The following is an 18,424-nucleotide window of genomic DNA, read 5'->3' on the forward strand; positions in this document are numbered from 1 at the left end:
CGTGTTTTTCCCGCATTCCACGGGCCTTGCAGCGCCATTGCGCGCCAATTACTCGTCGTAGCCCGCCGTTTTCAGGTCATGCCGATGCGCGCCTTGCCACCCGGATTTCCACAGCGTTATTCACATCGTTTCTCACATGATTTTCCACAGCGCTCCGCGGGTTTGGCGGGACGTGCGTTGACCGTGCTGCGTACCCGTTTTTCCGTGCTTGCCGGCACGGTTGCCGCCTGCCTGCTGACCGCGTGCGCGACGCCCCCTTCCCAGCCGCCCTCGCCGCCGCCGACCGCGCGGCCGCAGGCGATGCCGTTGCCGCAGGCCCAGGTACAGGCGCCGGCACCGATGCCGGGCGCCACGCCGCGCCAGCGCATCGTGCAGATCGCGCTGCAGGAATGGCAGCGCTGGGGTGGCCAGACCATCCGCATCGGGCGCGACGACACCGCCTGCGTGGTCAGCAGTCCGCTGCCACCGCCGCCGCCGGCGCTGCCTGACGGCATCGAGGAGCTCCTGCAGAACGGCTCGCTGAACGCCTCGTCGGCCGATACCGACGAGAGCTTCGGCACCACCGCAGCGCCCGGCTGCGCCGGCTTTCCGGACGGCACCGGCATGGAAGCGACCCCGCAGGGCTGCGCGCTGGCGCAGCGTTATTGGGCGATCGTCGGCAAGGAGGTCGATTGCCAGCAGATCACCGAGGGACGATGGGCCTGGTCCGCGGTGTTCATTTCGTGGGTGCTGCGCCAGGCCGGGCTGAACGAGCGCCAGTTCCTGACCGGGCAATCGCATTCGATGTATGTGGTGGACGCGCGCGACGGCATCCTGCCTGCGCCGGCCTTCCGCCTCGAGCCGCTGCCGGCCATGCCGCGCCCGGGGGACATCCTGTGCGCCGGCCGCGGCCGCGACAAATACCTGAGCGGCGTCGACGAAATCGGCTTCGGCACCACGCCGATGCACTGCGATATCGTGGTCGAGATCGATGCCACCGCCCGCGTGGTCAAGACCATCGGCGGCAATCTGCAGCAGTCGGTGTCGATGGAACTGATCGAGCTGGGCGATTCGGGAATGGTGGATGGCTTCACGAATTCGCACGCGCCCTGGCTGGTACTGATGCGCAACCAGTTGCCGTAAGCCGGGACGGAGGCGGCGGGCCTCGGATGCCAGGCGTCAGCGGCGTTCGTGCCAGTTGCCGCCTCTGTCTCCGTCTCCATCGCGGCCGCCGCCCTCACCCCCGTTCTCGCCCTCACCGTCGTAGTCGTTGTCGTCGATCTCCGCATCGGCATCCGCATCGACATCCCCATCGACATCGGCCAGATCGCGGAACAGGTCCAGCTGCGCGGTGTCAGGATCGCTGGTCGCCACGCCGACGCCCAGCAGCCGTACCGGCAACCGCCGCCGCGCATGGCCCTCGGCCAGCAACCGTGCGTAGACGGCGCGGTCCGGCATCTGCCCGCGGCATTCGACCGTGGTCTGGCGAAAATCCGAGAAACGCAGCTTGACCGTGAGCTTGTGGATCACGTGCTGGGCGCCGGCCCGCGCGATGCGGGCCTCCAGCTGCGCGATCAGCGGGTCGAGCTCGGCCAGGCACGCCGGCAGGTCGGGCAGGTCGTCGGCATAGGTCTCCTCGACGCTGATCGACTTGCGCTCGCGCTCGGGCGACACGCGCCGCTCGTCGATGCCGCGGCACAGGTTGTAGAGCCGGCCGCCGAAACTGCCGAAGTGCCGATGAAACAGGTCCGGCGTCCAGGCCCGCAGATCCGCGCACGTCTTGACGCCGAGGCGGTTGAGCTTGGCCGCGGTAACCCGCCCGACGCCATGGATGCGCTCGACCGGCAAGGCGGCGACGAAGGCGTCGACCGCTTCGGGCCGCACCACGAACAGGCCATCGGGCTTGTTCCAGTCGCTGGCGATCTTGGCGATGAACTTGCTCGGGCCGACGCCGGCCGAGACCGTGACGCCGACCTCCTCGCGCACGCGCCGGCGGATCTCCTCGGCAATGCGCGTGGCGCTGCCCTGGTGCTGGCGGCACGCGCTGACGTCCAGATAGGCCTCGTCCAGCGACAGCGGCTCGACCAGTTCGGTGTATTCGCGGTAGATGCCGAAGATCCGGCGCGACGCTTCCTTGTACTTGTCCATCGCCGGCCGCAGGATCAGCAGCTCGGGACAGCGCTTGACCGCCTGCGCCGACGACATCGCCGAGCGCACGCCATAGGCGCGCGCCTCGTAGTTGCAGGTCGCGATCACGCCGCGCCGGTCCGGCGAGCCGCCGACCGCCATCGGCCGGCCGCGCAGCGAGGGGTCGTCGCGCATCTCGACCGAGGCATAGAAGGCGTCGCAGTCGCAATGGATGATCTTGCGCAGCGGTGGGGCCGGCGTGGTGGTCATGGGCGTTTGATTATTCGTGGCAATAATCAAACGCTGCCGAGCCGGCGCCAGCGACATCCGTCACATCGATGGAAACGCACCGATTCGTTCGAATTACCGGCATGGTGATTGTCGCGGCCAACCGCTCGTCAGGCAGAATCATGGTGCCGATGAATGATCAGGCATTTCCCACGAATCGTTTCATCGATGCCATCGATGAATCAGTCCACCGCCACCGCGGGCGGACGACGCCGCGACATCCAGAAACCCTCCAGCGCATAGAGCGCCAGCGATACCCAGATCATCGCGTAGCCCAGCTGCTTGTCGGCCGGGAACGGCTCGTGATACAGCCAGACGCCCAGCAGCAGCTGCAGCGTCGGGCCGGTGTACTGCAGCAGGCCCAGCAGCGACAGCGGGATGCGCCGCGCGGCCGCGGCGAAGAACAGCAGCGGCACCGCGGTGACCGGTCCCGCCATCGCGACGAGCAGCTGCACGCCCAGGCTCGCATGGGCAAAGCCTGCCTGGCCGGTGGCGAACATCCACGCCAGCGCGCCGGCGGCGAACGGGAACAGCAGCAGCGTCTCCAGCGATAGCCCCTCCAGCGCGCCCAGTGCCGCGGTCTTGCGCAGCAGGCCATAGCCGCCGAAGGTGCCGGCCAGCGCCAGCGCGATCCACGGCAGCTGCCCGGCGGCGAAGGTCAGCCACACCACGCCGGCCGCCGCCAGCGCGATCGAAGCCCATTGCGCCGGCCGCAGCCGCTCGCGCAGGAACACCACGCCGAGCAGCACGCTGAACAGCGGATTGATGAAGTAGCCCAGGCTCGCGTCGACCACGCGGTCGTTGGACACCGCCCAGATATAGAGGAACCAGTTGCCGCACAGCAGCGTGGCGCTGGCGACGAAGCCGAGCAGCAGGCGGCGATCGGACCAGACCGCGCGCAGCCAGTCCCACTGCCGGCGGATCGCCAGGATGGCGCCGAGCAGCACGAGCGACCACACCATCCGGTGCAGCAGGATCTCGAGGGGCGCGATGCCGTGGAGGGATTTGATGTACAGGGGCAGCAGGCCCCAGATGATGTACGCCAGCAGGGCGTAGAGTATGCCGGTCTGCATCGGAGAATCCTCTCAGAAGCAGGGGATTCTACCGGTGCGGACCGAGCCTTGCAGGCGGCGTGAAGCCGCCCGCAAGGAAGACAGCGGAACGCCGATTACAGCTTGCGGGCGAAGCTGAACTGCGCGAAGCCCTGCTCGGCGACGTTGAACCACGCGGCCTGGTTGTTGCGGAACACGCGCCAGTCGTCGTAGATCTTCTTGAACGACGGGTTCTTGCCGTTTTCCTCGGCGTAGGCGTCCTGGGTCGCCTTGAAGCACGCCTCCATGATCTCGCGCGAGAACGGGCGCAGCTTGACGCCGTTCTCCAGCAGGCGCGCCAGCGCTTGCGGGTTGACGGTGTCGTACTTGGCCATCATCGTGGTGTGCGCTTCGAAGGTCGCGGTCTCCAGCGCGCGCTTGTACAGCGCCGGCAGCTTCTCGAATTCGCTGGCCGAGGCGTAGAACGACAACTGCGCGCTGCCTTCCCACCAGCCCGGGTAGTAGTAGAACGGCGCGACCTTGAAGAAGCCCAGCTTCTCGTCGTCATACGGGCCGACCCATTCGGCGGCATCGATGGTGCCCTTCTCCAGCGCCGGATAGATGTCGCCCCCGGCGATCTGCTGCGGCACCACGCCCAGGCGCGACAGCACCACGCCGGCGAAACCGGCGACGCGGTACTTCAGGCCCTGCAGGTCGGCGACGGTCCGGATCTCCTTGCGGAACCAGCCGCCCATCTGCGCGTTGGTGTTGCCGCCCAGGAAGTTGACGACGTTGTATTCCTTGAAGAACTCGCGCATCAGCTTCATGCCGTTGCCCTGCACCATCCACGCGGTCTGCTGGCGCGCGGTCAGGCCGAACGGGATGGTGGTGTCGAAGCACAGCGTCGGGTTCTTGCCGAAGTAGTAGTAGCCGGCGGTGTGGCCGATCTGCACGGTGTTGTTCTGCACGGCGTCCAGCACCTGCAGGCCCGGCACGATTTCACCGGCGGCGAACACCTTGATGTTGAACTTGCCGTCGGTCAGTTCCTTGACCCGGTTGGACAGCGTCTCGGCGCCGCCGTAGATGGTGTCGAGCGATTTCGGAAAGCTCGACGCCAGGCGCCATTCGACGGCCGGATTGCTGCCGACCACGGCAGGCGCGGCGGGCGTTCCGGGCGCGCTGGCCGGGGCCGGGGCGGCGGCCTGCTCTTGCTTGCCGCAGGCGGCCAGGGCACCGGTGGCGGCCACGGCCGACGCTTTCAACAGAAAGGAACGACGTTCCATCGACTACTCTCCTCGTTTTCGAATTTTGATCCGGCCGAAGGCGAGAGAGTGCGTCGACTCCAGCGCTGGCCGGGGACGCGCGGCAAGCCGTGGTACGACAGCGCGCAACAACGGGCCTGTTACCGGCGCACCCGCCGACGTGGCAGCTTGCGCCGATAACAGGCCCGGATTCACCCCTTGGTTGCCCGCTCATACCCGTTCCAGCAGGCTGATCGATTATAGCGGTGCCCAATTCGCCACGGGGCCGCGCCAGTGTCCGGGTTTTCGCTAGGAAAGTGCGGTATGACGCGCCCTGGCGGGCCGCGATTCGCGGCTGATTCCCTGCCCCTCCACGACCGATCCGCGCCGGTCCGCCGTGTTTGCCTCCGTGGCCGACCGTACGCTTTCGTTACCTGGAGTGCACGGCCGATGGATTTTGTAACCTCTCTTGCTGTCCAATCAGGCCGGCTGATAAAACCGTCGGTCCGGCACGGCCGAAGCCCGTAGCCTGCCGTTGTACGTTGCCGCTGCACCTCACCGTTGCACTTTTGCCGCTGTCCTGTTGTCACCGCATGCCGTTGTCCGCGTCGTCTTCCTCTCGCCGTCGTTCGCTGAACCGGTCCACCCGCCGTTCGTCAGTCCGATCGCCCGTACTGCCGCGTCCGCGCTGGCTGTATCTGGCCGGCCTGGCGGCCTGGGGTATCGCCGCCTGCGCGCAGACGCCGCCGGCGCCGGAGCCCATCGCGCCGCCGGTGTTTGCGCCCACCGCCCCGGTGCCCGCGGTGGCGCAGCTGTCGAGCTGGCCATCGAATCCGGCGCAGCATCCAGCGCGGAACCAGACGCAGCACTCATCGCAGAATCAAACGCAGACCCAAACGGACAACCAGCCGGCCGCTGCGGCGCAGGCGGCAAGCCCCGCACCCGGGCAGCCGCCGGCTGAAGCGGACCCGCTGGCGGGCCTGCTTCAGCGGGAAGCGCAGGCGACCGCCCCGGCCGACGCCGCCACCGAAACGCTGAACCTGCCGCCCGCCGATACCCCCGAACAGACCGCGCTGGCCGAGCTCGACCCCGGCGTGGTGGGCCCGCCGGAGCCACTGCCCCCCGCGCCGCCGCCGGTGGTGCTGTTTCCCAACCGGCTGGGCGAGTTCATGCCCGAGGCCATGGCTTCGGCGGGCGGCGATGCGACGCCGAGCGATGCGCCGCCGGTGTTCGCCTCCAACCTGCCGAGCACCGAGCCGGCCGAGGAGACCGTCTGGAGCCTGTCGTACAGCGGACGCGCGGCCTACGAGGACAACACCCATGCGATGCGGGCCTGCCCGGGCGGCAGCCTGTCGACTGGCATCGGCCTTGGCGTGGCCTGCCAGAGCAGCGGCGAGGTCAAGCTGCGCGAGCAGCTGTATACGCTGGACGGCGGCGCTGCGATCGAGGTGGTCGCGCAGGCGCGCGGCACCAACACCACCACCATCGACGGGCGCCCCGCCCCGGTCGATCCCTATCAGCTAATCCCGCAGTTCTATACCGCGGTCAAGGGCATCGCCGCGCTCGACGGCGCCACCATGTGGGCCGGGCGGCGCGATACCTCGCCGTTCCTGATGTCGTCGGGCCTGCTGCCGCCGACCTCCAGCGCGCTGCGTTTCGGCGTCGACGACGCCAAGCTCGCCGGTGTCGGCCTGAGCTACCAGTACACCGCCCGCAACGACACCAACGGGCAGCATCTGCCCAGCTATCACTCGGTGCGCACCTCACCGATCGGCGTGAACGACAAGGGCACGCTGCAGCTGGGCTTCACGCGCGTCGAGGCCGACGCGCTGGCCGACGCCGCCGGCAATGCCTGGTGGGCGTCGGCGATGCACGAGCAGAAAGGCGTGCTCGCCGGCACCAACCGCTTCGGCCTGCAATACGGCACCGGCAGCCGTACCGCGATGACCGGCTACTCGGGCATGGGCGACACGCTGTCGCGCGTGCGGGTCGCCGAATCGATGGAATGGAAGGGCCGCGCGGGCCTGATCGGCTCGGTCGAATCGAGCCTGCAATACGACCGCTCGGCGCTGGGCACGCTGCAATGGATGACCACGCGCGTGCGCCCGGCCTACGCGCCGACCGAGCGCTTCCGCCTGAGCTTCGAGGTCGCGCACGACCAGATCTCGTCGGGCTTCGGCGTCAGCGGCCAGCGCACCGCGCTGACGGTGGCGCCGACGCTGACGCTGGGCAAGGCCGCCGGCAACGCCAATCTGCGCGCCTTCTACACCTACAGCCGCGCCAACGACGTCGACGGCATCAGTTTCGCGGCGCCGGCCGACGCCTGGGCCTCGCAGGCCACGGGCTCGATCTTCGGGATCCAGCTCAATCGGCGCTGGTAGGGGTGGCGCTGCCGGCGGGGCTGCCGATGCGGCCGTCGACGGCGCCGCTGACGGGGCGGCGGACGGGACCGCGGACCGGACCGATCTCCGCGCGATCAGCGGCACTCGCGGCGGCACTCGCGGCGGCACTAGCGGCGGCGCAACCGGCCCCGGTTCGGGTCGCACTGCCGCGCGGTGCGGGCCGCAGCAGCCAATGGAACATCAGCGTCGCCGTCAGCGCACCGGCGCATTGCGCCAGCACGAAGCCCGGCACATCGATCGCGCGGATACCGGTGAAGGTCGCGGTCAGCGCGCACGCCAGCGTCAGCGCCGGATTGGCGAACGAGGTCGAGGCGGTGAACCAGTAGCCCGCGGCGATATAGCCGGCGACCGCGAACGGCAGCAGCGCGGGCCGGGCGTGGGCGGTGCCCATTGCGACGCCGATCAGGCCGAAGGTCGCCAGGAATTCGCTCCACCACAGCGGCGCGCCGGTGCGCGCCTGCTCCGACCAGGCCAGCAGCGGCTCGCCGAACATCAGATGGACCGCCACCACGCCGGCGACCGCCCCCACCAGCTGCACGGCGACATAGCGCAACGCCTCGCGCGCCGGCAGCATGCCGCGCAGCCAGGCCGACAGCGTGACCGCCGGATTCAGATGGCCGCCCGACATGCCGCCGAATGCCAGCAGCAGCGCGGCCAGGCCCGCGCCGCCCGCCAGCGAGTTGACCAGCAGGGCCAGCGCCACATTGCCCGCCGCGAGCCGCTCGGCGCGCAGCCCGGAGCCGATCACCACCGCGACCAGCAGCGCCGTGCCGAGGGCCTCGGCGACCAGTCTGCGCGCCAGCGGGATTGCGAACTCAGCCGGTGCATCGACCCGTGCATCGACCCGTGCATCCACCGGTGCATCCACCGGTGCATCAACTGGTGCATTAACGGGTGCATTAACGGGTGCATCGGCCCGTGCATCGACGGAGGCGGCATCTGCCGCAGACATGGCGCAAGGACGGCGGGTGGACATCGAACGCGGAGCGAAGGTGGACACGGATCCGCGCGCGGCACGGTGCGGTCCTGCGCGGAGCGCGCAGTGTTCCGTCCGCCCCGCCCGCCGTCAATGCGCGCCGGCGCAGTTGTGTCCTGACCCGCGGTATCGAATGCGCGGCGCACCCTCCGTCCTGCGCGGTGCGCCGCCTGTGCGGCCTGCGTGTGCGCCGGGCGTGCGCGCTAGCCGAAGCGCACGCAATAGACCGGCGGCAGATGCGCCGACACGCACGCCCACCGTTCACCGCCGTTCTCCGAGACCCACAGGCCGCCGGTGGTCGACCCCATCGCCAGCCGATCGCCGCTGTCGTCGACCGCCAGGCCGTGGCGATAGATCAGGTCGTAGGCCGGCGGCGTCGGCAGGCCTTCGTCGAAGACCTCGAAGCTGCGGCCGCCGTCGCGCGTGCGGGACACCACCAGCCTGCCGTCGACCGGCACGCGGCATTCGTCCTTGGTCGCCGGCGCGAACCACGCGGTCTCGGGATCGCGCGGATGCACCGCGACGGCAAAGCCGAACTTCGACGGCCCGCCTTCGATGCGCCGCCAGCTGGCGCCGCCATCCTCGGAGCGGAAGATGCCGTCGTGATGCTGCACCCACAGCGCATCTGGCTGGGCCGGGCATTGCACCATGTAGTGCGGGTCCTGGATGTTGGGGTCCTCGCTGCGCTCGGGCGGCATATAGCCCGCCTTCATGCCGCGCGTGGTGGCCTCCCAGCTGTCGCCCCCGTTGCGGGTCTGCCAGACCCCGCCGCACGAGATCGCGACCGACACATGGCGGCTGTCGCGCGGATCGACGCAGATCGAATGGATGCCGGGATAGTCGTAGCCGCCGCCGAACCATTCGGCGCGCTCGGGCCGGTCCCACAGCGGCCGGTTCAGCGCCCAGCTTGCGCCGCCATCGCCGGAGCGGAACAGGCCGCCCGGAATGGTGCCGGCCCACAGCACGCCGGGCTCGTCGGCGCCGCCCGCCTCGAGCACCCACAACTGCTGCAGGGACCAGGGCGCGGGCTTGGGCGCGTCCGGGTCCGTGGGGGCATTTGCGGCCGCGGCCTGCTCTTCCGGCTGCGGCGGATAGACCGGCACCGCGCAGGCGGTCCACTCGTTCTGGCCGCGCGCGCGGCGCCACAGCTTGACGCCGAAGTGGCCCAGATTCAATGCGGCATAGAGCGTGCCGTCACGCGGGTCGGACAGCACCATGCTGACCGGCTCGCCGAGAAAATGCACCTGGGTTTGCTGCCACCGTCCATCGGGCTGGCGTTCGATTTCGAACAGGCCCTTGCGCGTGGCCACGAGAAGTCGGTCGTTCATCGTTCAGGTCTCCTGGTATCGGCCGCCGGTCGCGTGGCCGTCGGCGCGTTGGCTGCCGGAGCGTGAAGCTCGCGGTGTGAAGCATCGATGCGTGATGGATTGATGCGTGACGTGCCGATGCGCGAAATGTCGATGCGCGGAACGTCGATGCGCGGAACGTCGACTCGCCTCGGGCCTTGTGCCTGCGCCCCGGCTGCTATCCACCGGACAGCGCCTGCACCACGTACACCTTGCTGTCTTCGCGCAATGCATCGCTGAGCCGTTGCCGGTCGCGGATCATGGTGCCGTCGATGAAGACGGTCACATGGCGGCGCAACTGGTTCTGGTCGTCGAGGATGTAGCCGCGCAACTCGGGCTGCTCGGCGAACACCGCGTCGAGCGCGGCGCGCACCGAAGCGGCGCGCAGGTGACGGTCCGGGGTGGGGACATGGCGCTGGATCGCCGGCGCGAAGGTGATATGGGCCATGGTGCAGCGGTGGTAGGGAGCGCAAAAAACGGTCACTACAGTGTAGGCGCTCGGCGCTGCGCGGGAAGGAAGAATGCTGCGAAATGCGGCCCGCTCGAATGTGGACAGCGCCGTCAGAACCGGCGTCTTTGCCGCTGTCGCGACAAAGACGCCGCCTGGCAGTCCTGTCTTTTTTTCACGTCGTGTTACCGCTGCGACGGCGCCGGCAGACAGCCAGGCCCGGCACCGAAGTGCGCATGGTTTTCAGCCTTCCATCCCCGCGACCCATGCGCGCACGCAGTCTAGCAAGACTCGGTCGAACTGGCGACAGGCGAGGCGGAAAGTGGATGTGCTCGATGTGGACGTCGATGTGGACATGCGCAATGTGGACAGGTCCGATGTGGACGAAGGCAATGTGGACGGCCCCGCTGTTAACAGCATCGGCGCGTACCGGCGATGCGGCTTCTCAGTCGGTGCCCGTGGTCGAGCGGAATGCCTCGAGATTGACGCCGAGCCGCTTGATCTTGTCGTACAGCGTTTTCTTCGGCACGCGCAGCAGATCGCTCGCCGCCGCCATGCGTCCCGACGCGGCGCGCAGCGCTTCCTCGATCAGATGCCGTTCGAACACCGCGACCTGCTCGTCGAGCGAACGCGCCTCGCTGGCGCCGCCATTGCCGGTGCCGTTGCCGCTGCCATGATTGCCCGTGGCGAGCAGGCCCGTGTTGCCGCCCTGCAGTCCCAGCACGAAGCGGTCGGCGGCATTGCGCAGCTCGCGCACATTGCCCGGCCACGGATGCATCATCAGCTCGCGCATATGTTGCGGCGATACCTCCGGCACCGGCCGCTCGTAGCGCAGCGCGGCCTGCAGCAGAAAGTGCGAGAACAGCAGCGGAATGTCCTCGCGCCGCTCGCGCAGCGGCGGGATGTCGATCACCGCGACGTTGAGGCGATAGTACAGATCGGCGCGGAAGCGCTGCTCCGCCGACAGCGCCAGCAGATCGACCTTGGTGGCCGCGATCACGCGGCAATCCATCGGCAGCAGCGTGTTCGAGCCCAGCCGTTCGAACTGCCGCTCCTGCAGCGTGCGCAGCAGCTTGATCTGCAGCGACATCGGCATGGTCTCGATCTCGTCGAGAAACAGCGAGCCGCGCTGCGCGTATTCGATCTTGCCGACGCGCCGCCGCGCGGCGCCGGTGAACGCGCCGGACTCGTGGCCGAACACCTCGCTCTCGAACAGGGACTCGGGCACGCCGCCGCAATTGAGCGCGGCGAAGTTGCCCTGCCGGCGCGGACCGTATTCATGCAGGCAGCGCGCCACCAGTTCCTTGCCGGTGCCGGTCTCGCCGAGGATCAGCACGTCGGCATCGGTGCAGGCCAGGTCGAGGATCAGCTTGCGCAGCCGTTCGACCGCCGCCGAGCGGCCGATCACCTTGGCCTCGATCGCCTGCGTGTCGGCCAGTTGCCGGCGCAGCGCCTCGACCTCGAGCGTCAGCGCGCGCTTTTCCATCGCGCGTTGCACCACCTCGGTCAGCTCGCCCGGCGAGTACGGCTTCTCGACGAAATCGTAGGCGCCGCGGCGCATCGCCTGCACCGCCATCGAGATATCGCCGTGGCCGGTGACCAGAATCACCGGCAGCGCGGCATCGATCTCCAGCGCCTTGTCGAGCAGCGCCAGGCCGTTGATGCCGGGCAGGCGCACATCGGTGACCAGCACGCCGGCAAAGCCGGGCGTGAGGCGATGCAGCACCTGTTCGGCCGAGCCGAACGCCTCCACCGACAGCCCGGCGATCTGCAGCGACTGCGTGCTGCCCAGCCGCACCGCGGCATCGTCTTCGACGTAGAGGACCGACAGGTCAGTTCGCATCGGCATGGGTCTCCTGTGCGGCGGGCAGCTGGATGATGAAGCGGGCGCCGGCGATGTCGTTGTGATCCGCCGCGTGGCCCGGCACGTTGCCGGACACGTCGGTGGACACGTGGCTGGATACCTCGAAGGCACGGCGATTCTCCGCGCGCAGCGTGCCGCCGAACTCGCGCACGATGCCGGCGGAGATGGCCAGCCCGAGGCCGAGGCCCACGCCCTGCTCCTTGGTGGTGAAGAACGGCTCGAACAGCCGCGGCATCACGTCGTCGTCGATGCCGCAGCCGCGGTCGGCCACCTCGATCGTGACCCACTGCGGGTCGGCGTGCGCGCGGATTTCCAGCACGCGCGCGACCGGGTCCTGCGCGGCGTCCGCGTTGGCGTCCTTCATCGCATCGAGCGCGTTCGACAGCAGATTGACCAGCACCTGCTCGAGCCGATTGCCCTCGCACAGCGCCAGCGGCGACGGCTCGGGCACCGACACCACCAGCTCCGCGCCCTCGGCACGAATGCGCGAATCGAGCAGGAACAGCGCGTCGGCGATCACCGTGCCGACCGGCGTGGGCACCGACTGCACCGGCGTCTTGCGTGCGAATTTCTTCAGCTGCGCGGTGATCTTGCCCATCCGCTCGACCATCTGGCAGATCACGTTCAGGTTGGTCTCGACCGCCTCGGTCTGGCCGCGGCGAAAAAACACGATGGTGTTGGCCGACAGCGTGCGCAGCGCCGCCAGCGGCTGGTTCAGCTCGTGCGTGATGCCGGTCGACATCTGCCCGAGCGCGGCCATCTTGCTGGCCTGCACCAGCTCGTCCATCGCCGCCTTCAGCACCTGCTCGGCGCGCTTGCGCTCGGCGATCTCCTTCTGCAGCTTCAGGTTCGAGCCGGACAGCGCCTGCGTGCGCATCGCGACCTTGCGTTCGAGCTCGTCGTGGGCGCGCTGCAGCGCCTCCTTGGCGGCACGGTTCTGCGCGGCCGCGCGGCGGCGCTGCAGCACGTAGAGGATCAGCAGCAGCAGAAAGCCCAGCGCGAAGGCGCCGATCACCGCGCTGTTGCGCGCCAGCGTGCGGATCGGCTCCATGTCCGACAGCACGATCAGCCGCCAGTCGGTATCGGGAATGCGGCGGCTCTGCGCGAGGAATTCGTCGCCGTCCGGCATCTGCACCACGCTGATGTCGGGAGCGAAGCGGCGCTGTTCGCGAAAGCCGATCGGCTCCAGCGAATCGACGGTCGAGTACTGCCGCGTCGAGGCGAGCTGCCAGCGCGTCTCGCTGGGCAGCTCGCGCAGCGACTTGAAGCGCCAGTCGGGCTGCGAGCTCAGGAACACGATGCCGTTGGCGTCGACCACCAGGATGCGGTCGTCGTTGGCGAGCCACGGCTCGTCGATCTTGTCGAGATTGACCTTGACCGCGGCCACGCCGAGCAGCGCGCCCTCGCGCACGATCGGCTGCGAGAAGTAGTAGCCCGGCTCGCGGCTGACGGTGCCGATGCCATAGAAGCGGCCCGGCTTGCCCTGCATCGCGTCGCGGAAATACGGCCGGTACGAGAAGTTGATGCCGACGAAGCTGGCCGCCTCGTTCCAGTTGCTGGCGGCCAGCGTCAGGCCGTGGGCGTCCATCACGTAGATCGCGGTCGATTTGGCGGCGGCATTGACCTCGGCCAGGAAGCGGTTGGCTGCCATCGGCAGGCCCGGTGTATCGGGTTCGCGCAGCAGGCGCTGCACGTCGTGATTCAGCGCGACCACCGCGGGCAGATATTCGTAGCGGCGCATCTCGCTGCGCAGTCCGCCGATATAGGCCTCGATGCGGTGCGCGGTGCCATCGCGCTGCGCGCGGATGCCGACGCGCTCGCCCCACAGATAGGCGATCGTGACACCGGCCGCCATCACCGCGCAGACCGCGGCGATCGTGGCCGCGCGGCGTGCCCGTCCGCGCGGCCATGCCGAAGGCGGCATCGCCGGCGTCGCTGCAGAAGTCGCGGAGGAGTCCGTCATATCGATGCGCGGAAGGGATACCGGCGGCATGCGCCGGCCAACGACCGGCCATTAGGCAAAGCCGCACCCCGGCGCGTCAATCGGCGTAAACATCAGGCGCGCCGATGCATCGGGTCGTCGATGCATCGGCGCCTGCCTCGTCAAGGGGCAGTTCGGGCTGACACGGCCATCACGGCCGCGCCGATCAAGGTTGCGTTACATCGAACAGCAGATTGACCGGCGACGGACCGAACGACAGCCACGTGCCCTTCAACGGCTGCTGCTCGACGCCCGGCCGCGACCAGTCGCAGACCCCGGTCGTGAAGATCGATTGCAGCCGCGCCAGTTGCGCCGGCGTCATCATCACCTTGTAGTCCGCGGGATCGACCGGCTTGAGCTGGCACTTGACGATATCGTCGGCCAGCGGGCCGCCGGCGACCATGCGCGGCGTGGTGCCGGCCGGATACAAGGTATTGCACTGGCCCGGGCCGTGCGCGGTCTGCGGCTCGATGATCTTGTTGCCGCCCGCGTCCCAGCACGCATCGACCAGGTCGGCCGGCTTGTTGCGCACCACCTTCTCGGCCTTGCTGCCCGGGCCGGTGTCGCGCAGCATCGCCGTCAGCCAGCGGTCCATCTGGTCGAAGTTGTCGTCACGGATGGTGCCCGGTCCGACGATGACCTGGTTGTCCGCATGCCCGTTGGCCGCGATCAGCCGCGCGCGCACCGAGTAGCTGTGGATCTTGTTGTGGATGTCGCCGTTGACGCGGTCGTCGTAGTAGTCGCGCTGATCGATGATCGGCGTGGTCGCCAGGCCTCCGCCGGTCGACGTGATGCGGCCCGACTGGTAGGCGCGTGCGATCGCGTCGAGGTCGCCGACCGTGCGCTGCGCGATCTTCTTGAAGTCGACGTCGACGCCGCCGATCTTCTCGTTCAGGTCGATGAACTGGTCCGGCGTGATCATGCCGTCGTTCAGCGCCTTCAGGCCGTACTGCACGCCGACATTGTCGATCGGCCGCTTGGCGAAGCCGCGCGCGTCCTTGCCGTAGACGTTGACCGTGTGGTCGTAGACGGTGGCGCGCACCCCGGTCGGGTTGTTGACCGGATGGTATTTCTGGTCGGCCGGGAAGCCTGCCGGGAACGACACCACCGGATCGAGACGGCCCGCGCTGCTGCTCATCGCGGCGATGTTGCCCGGCTTCAGGTAGCCGGAGATCGCCGAGCGCTGGGCGTCGCTGTATTGCCCTGGCGCGGTCTGCGTGAAGTACAGGTGCAGCAGCCGCGAATCGTGCAGCTTGAAGATCGTCGACGAGGTCACGTCCGGGAACACCGAGGTCACGATGATGCCGTCGAACAGGCCCGGATAGTTGTCGCCGGTCTGGTGGCTCTGGTAGGCGCCGCCCGAGCCGCCGGTGCCGATCGTGAAGAACGGCGTGCCGTAGTTTTCGATCAGCCGTTCCTTGACCATCGCGATGGTCTCGGACGACAGCAGGTCGTTGCAGTTGTTGCCGAAGGTATTGAGCGAGGCGCTGGCCACCGCGTAGCCCTTGCGCAGGTAGTTGTGGTTCAGCACCGCGACCGGCGTGCCCTGCATGTACCAGCCGCCCTGGCAGCCGCCGCCGAGCGGATAGATGACCTTGCGGTTCCAGCCGGACGGTGGCGCCAGCGGCGTCGGTTCGGCGTCCTTCAACGGGTCGTGCAGGATCGCGGTCTGGTAGATCGCGCGATTGATCGTGCCGGTCTCGACGCGGACGATGTAGGGCACGGTCGCGCCGGCGTTGTTGGTGGTGCTGGCCACATCCGCCGGATAGGCGGCGACCGGCGTCGGCAACGGCTTGAAGCTGTTGGCGGTCGAGCGGTAGACGTAGTGCACGCGGCGTTCGACCGAGCAGTTCTCGTCGAGCGGCGCGCCGAGCTTGCTGCCGTCCGGCAGCGTGAAGTTCTGCGTCGCGCAGATGTAGGGACGCTCGTGCGGGCCGGAGAAGACCGGGCCGGTGATCGGATAGTTGGTCAGCGTCAGCGTGGTGCGCGCGGGGCCGTGCTTGACCTCGAGCGTGTTCTCGCCGAGCTTGAGCCCGCTGACGATGCCGAGCGCCTCGCGGTCGGCGGTCGGCGTGAAGGCGTCGCTGACATCGACGCCGTTGAGGCTGACCTTGAATTTCTTGCCCGGTGCGCGCTCGCTGGCGCTCAGGCGGATCAGCGCATCGCCGCCCGTCACGCGTTCGGGCGCGGAGGACAGCACGGTCGCCTCGACCGTCGCCCGATGTCCCAGGCCCAGGCCGGGCGCGTTCTCGGCGCTCTGCGGCTGCAGGTTGCCGCCACCGCCATCGTCACCGCCGCCGCATCCGGCGACCAGCAATGCCGCCACCATCGCGCCAGTCCCCAAGGACGGCCGCTTCCACCGAGCTGCTGTTTGCCGCATCGTTGTCTCCTGTTTGGCCGGCCTCGCCGGCATTGCCTTTTCCACGCTCCGCACGGGAGCGGTCAGCGCGTCTGCCGTCTGTCGCGGCAGCTTGCGAGGCGCCAGCGTTGCAATGGGCGTGCCACTGCACGCCTCGGTCGGTGGCGGAGACTAAGCCTCTGAAACACAAGCGCTTTTGCGCGGGGGCAATGTCTGCATCGGGGCAGACATGGATGGGAATCCGCACAGCCGCGAGCGGGCGGCGTGCGGAAAGTCGCGTCGGTGGGGTTGTTGCGGTGCGGTTCGAGGGAGGTCCGGCACGGGTGTGCAGCGATCAAAAGTCGAGCTGTTGTGGCTGAATGCCCAGCGCCACGGCAATCTTTTCTCGCGTCGATTTGCGTAGACGCTCGCTGCGCTCCTGCTGCGCGTAGGCCGACTGGGAGATGCCGATACGCGCCGCGACGTCGGCCTGGGTCAGTCCGAGATGTTCGCGCCAGGCTCGCGCGGCCGTTGCGCCCTCGACCGTGCGCTGAATCACGGCATGCGGAATCAGACTCCGTTCCTCGGCGTGGCGAGCGATGTAGTCCTGATAGGGGATGACGACAAAGGCCGGCTTGCCATCGGGGTTCAGCAGGACCTGGATGCTGATAGGTGCGTTCATCGCGCTTCCTCACTTCTTGAATCTCGACGATCCTGATGCGGCCATCCCAGTCGAACAGCACGCGATGGTTGCCCACGCGCAATCGGTAGCCGTAGGTATGGTTGTTCAGGGCTTTGACGTTCTGGCATTGGGGCATCGCATGCAGTGCGCCGACCGCTTCCACAATGGCCCGTTGCTGGAGCTTGTCCATTGTGCGCAGCTGTTTGGCCGCCTTGCAGGTCCAGTTGATCGCGTTCATCCACGCGATTGTTCCGATCCTGCATTATAAGTCGATTATAAGTTTTAAGCGACTATAGCTTCTGAACTGTCGACGTCGATGAGACCGTGTGCGGACACGCGATCGCGCTAACGAACCCACGCCGAACACCCCGCCGGCGCCATCGTCCCGCTGACGTACATGGCGCCATGCCGGTACAGATGCAGGCGGTCCACCGCTTCGGCGCCGGTCAGCACCCACACGCCGCCGCGCGCGTCGGTCCACAGGATGCGGGCATCGGTGCCCTCGAGCGCGGCGAACAATTGCGAAGGCGCGGCGCCGGGACGCAGCACCACGGTGGTGCTGTCGTTGGGCGCGGCGCGTACCGGGAACAGGTTCAGCGCGGCGCCCAGCAGCGCGCCGCCGACCAGGATGGCGGCGACCCAGCTGGCCGCGATGCCTGGGCCGCGCGGGCCTGCGCCGGGGCTCGCCGCGGTCCCCGTCCTGCGCATGCGGATGCCGACCAGCAGCGGGATCACGCCGAACAGGAACAGCCAGATCAGATCCCACAGCAGCGGAGTGGGCGAGTCCATGCGGATGCGGTGGATGCCGGTGATCCAGTGCGACAGCACCGCGTCCACGACGTGCCAGACGCCGAAGCCGATCCAGAAGTCCGCCAGCAGGCGGCGAGGCGCATGGGGAATCGCGAAGGCCTCGCGCGTTCGATACAGCAGCCACAGCCCGATCGCGGCGATCACGTACATCAGCGCGTGGAACAGCCCGTCGGCCATCACCTGCACGCGCAGGTCGCCGAGCGCGCCGCGTTCGATGCCCGACAGCAGGTGGTGCCACTGCAGGATCTGATGCAGCAGGATGCCGTCGAAGAAGCCGCTCATCGCGAAGCCCAGCGCATAGCCAGCCCATGCGAAGGTGCGGGGGTGGACGGTATCGGCGGAGACGACGTGGGCGGTCGGCATGGCAACGCTCCTTCGAATCGAGTCGGACGCGGTGGCGGCTCAAAGCCAAGCGGGCCGCACCGACGTCAGCCGATGGGGCCCGCTTGAAGCGACTTGTCGTCGCGGATGGACAGCGGCGTTCAGCGGGTGCCGCTCGTACCCGTGGCGGATCCGCTCGAGGTGCCCGACGAGCTGCCGCTCGTGCTGGTTCCCGTGCCGGTGCCCGTCCGTGACGTGTCTGTCGGCGTCACGGCGCCCGAGCCGGAAACGGAGCCGGATCCCGACCCGGTGCCGCTGCCGGCGGCCGTACAGCCGGCGAGTCCGCATGCCATGGCAACAGCCAGGGCGGTGATGGATGCCATTGTTTTCATGTTGTTTTCCTCCAGCGGTGCGCTAAGTCCCCGTAGCGCTGACATGAACCCCGCGGTCGGGGGCCGTCCGTCAATATGCAATCGGCGTTCCCATGCGATGGCCAATGGCCGGGAGCGCTGCGATGGGTACGGGTCCGTCGGTGTCGCGGGAGGAAACGTTGCCGGCAGGGTAAGACATACCAACGCTTGTAAGCTTTG

13 protein-coding genes and 1 pseudogene are annotated in these 18,424 nt (G+C 68.4%); 2 read left to right on the forward strand and 12 right to left on the reverse strand.

What is annotated here, in order from left to right; genetic code table 11:
• Nucleotides 1-78: 78 nt before the first annotated feature.
• A complete protein-coding gene (locus tag KZ686_RS03380) occupies nt 79-1,122 on the forward strand; it encodes a DUF2272 domain-containing protein (protein WP_149317451.1) in 1,044 nt (347 codons plus the stop codon).
• Nucleotides 1,123-1,158: 36 nt separating this feature from the next.
• Here the strand turns inward: KZ686_RS03380 and dinB are convergent, their stop codons facing one another.
• The 3 genes from dinB to KZ686_RS03395 all read right to left on the reverse strand — a co-directional run bounded on the left by dinB (nt 1,159) and on the right by KZ686_RS03395 (nt 4,708).
• The gene (gene dinB, locus KZ686_RS03385) at nt 1,159-2,376 is read right to left on the reverse strand and encodes a DNA polymerase IV (protein ID WP_265633004.1); all 1,218 of its coding nucleotides are present in this window, start codon (nt 2,374-2,376) and stop codon (nt 1,159-1,161) included.
• 200 nt (nt 2,377-2,576) lie between these two features.
• Nucleotides 2,577-3,467 carry an EamA family transporter RarD gene (rarD, locus tag KZ686_RS03390; protein WP_265633005.1) on the reverse strand — a complete coding sequence of 297 codons (891 nt, stop codon included), beginning with the start codon at nt 3,465-3,467 and terminating at the stop codon, nt 2,577-2,579.
• A 95-nt stretch (nt 3,468-3,562) separates the two neighbouring features.
• Entirely contained in the window at nt 3,563-4,708 is a 1,146-nt protein-coding gene (locus tag KZ686_RS03395; RefSeq protein ID WP_226107825.1) for a TRAP transporter substrate-binding protein, read from the reverse strand.
• A gap of 551 nt (nt 4,709-5,259) precedes the next feature.
• On the opposite strand from KZ686_RS03395, the gene KZ686_RS03400 reads away from it, so the two are divergent.
• Entirely contained in the window at nt 5,260-7,047 is a 1,788-nt protein-coding gene (locus KZ686_RS03400; protein ID WP_265633006.1) for a carbohydrate porin, read from the forward strand.
• On the opposite strand, the gene KZ686_RS03405 is transcribed toward KZ686_RS03400, so the two are convergent.
• The 9 genes and pseudogenes from KZ686_RS03405 to KZ686_RS03445 form a co-directional block, all read right to left on the reverse strand.
• Nucleotides 7,031-7,876, reverse strand: coding sequence for an aquaporin (locus KZ686_RS03405; RefSeq protein ID WP_407648526.1), 846 nt, complete (start codon nt 7,874-7,876; stop codon nt 7,031-7,033). The genes KZ686_RS03400 and KZ686_RS03405 overlap by 17 nt on opposite strands.
• 371 nt (nt 7,877-8,247) lie before the next feature.
• Nucleotides 8,248-9,372 carry a WD40/YVTN/BNR-like repeat-containing protein gene (locus KZ686_RS03410; protein WP_226107830.1) on the reverse strand — a complete coding sequence of 375 codons (1,125 nt, stop codon included), beginning with the start codon at nt 9,370-9,372 and terminating at the stop codon, nt 8,248-8,250.
• A gap of 196 nt (nt 9,373-9,568) precedes the next feature.
• Complete coding sequence (locus tag KZ686_RS03415; RefSeq protein ID WP_265633008.1) at nt 9,569-9,838, reverse strand: MoaD/ThiS family protein; 270 nt, start codon at nt 9,836-9,838, stop codon at nt 9,569-9,571.
• 445 nt (nt 9,839-10,283) lie between these two features.
• Nucleotides 10,284-11,681, reverse strand: coding sequence for a sigma-54-dependent transcriptional regulator (locus KZ686_RS03420; RefSeq protein WP_226108158.1), 1,398 nt, complete (start codon nt 11,679-11,681; stop codon nt 10,284-10,286).
• Nucleotides 11,671-13,665 carry a sensor histidine kinase gene (locus KZ686_RS03425; RefSeq protein ID WP_265633009.1) on the reverse strand — a complete coding sequence of 665 codons (1,995 nt, stop codon included), beginning with the start codon at nt 13,663-13,665 and terminating at the stop codon, nt 11,671-11,673. The genes KZ686_RS03420 and KZ686_RS03425 overlap by 11 nt, the downstream gene beginning before the upstream one ends.
• A gap of 184 nt (nt 13,666-13,849) precedes the next feature.
• On the reverse strand, nt 13,850-16,063 hold the full coding sequence (locus KZ686_RS03430) for a DUF6351 family protein (RefSeq protein WP_265633010.1): 2,214 nt from the start codon (nt 16,061-16,063) through the stop codon (nt 13,850-13,852).
• Between the two features lie 313 nt (nt 16,064-16,376).
• The gene (locus tag KZ686_RS03435; RefSeq protein WP_265633011.1) at nt 16,377-16,703 is read right to left on the reverse strand and encodes a helix-turn-helix domain-containing protein; all 327 of its coding nucleotides are present in this window, start codon (nt 16,701-16,703) and stop codon (nt 16,377-16,379) included.
• Nucleotides 16,684-16,941: pseudogene (locus KZ686_RS03440) on the reverse strand (type II toxin-antitoxin system RelE family toxin); the annotation flags it as partial. The pseudogene KZ686_RS03440 and the gene KZ686_RS03435, both read right to left, overlap by 20 nt.
• Nucleotides 16,942-17,048: 107 nt before the next feature.
• Complete coding sequence (locus KZ686_RS03445; protein ID WP_265633012.1) at nt 17,049-17,876, reverse strand: DUF2243 domain-containing protein; 828 nt, start codon at nt 17,874-17,876, stop codon at nt 17,049-17,051.
• Nucleotides 17,877-18,424: the final 548 nt, after the last annotated feature.

It is taken from the genome of Cupriavidus cauae (assembly GCF_026210475.1).
Lineage (GTDB): Bacteria > Pseudomonadota > Gammaproteobacteria > Burkholderiales > Burkholderiaceae > Cupriavidus > Cupriavidus cauae.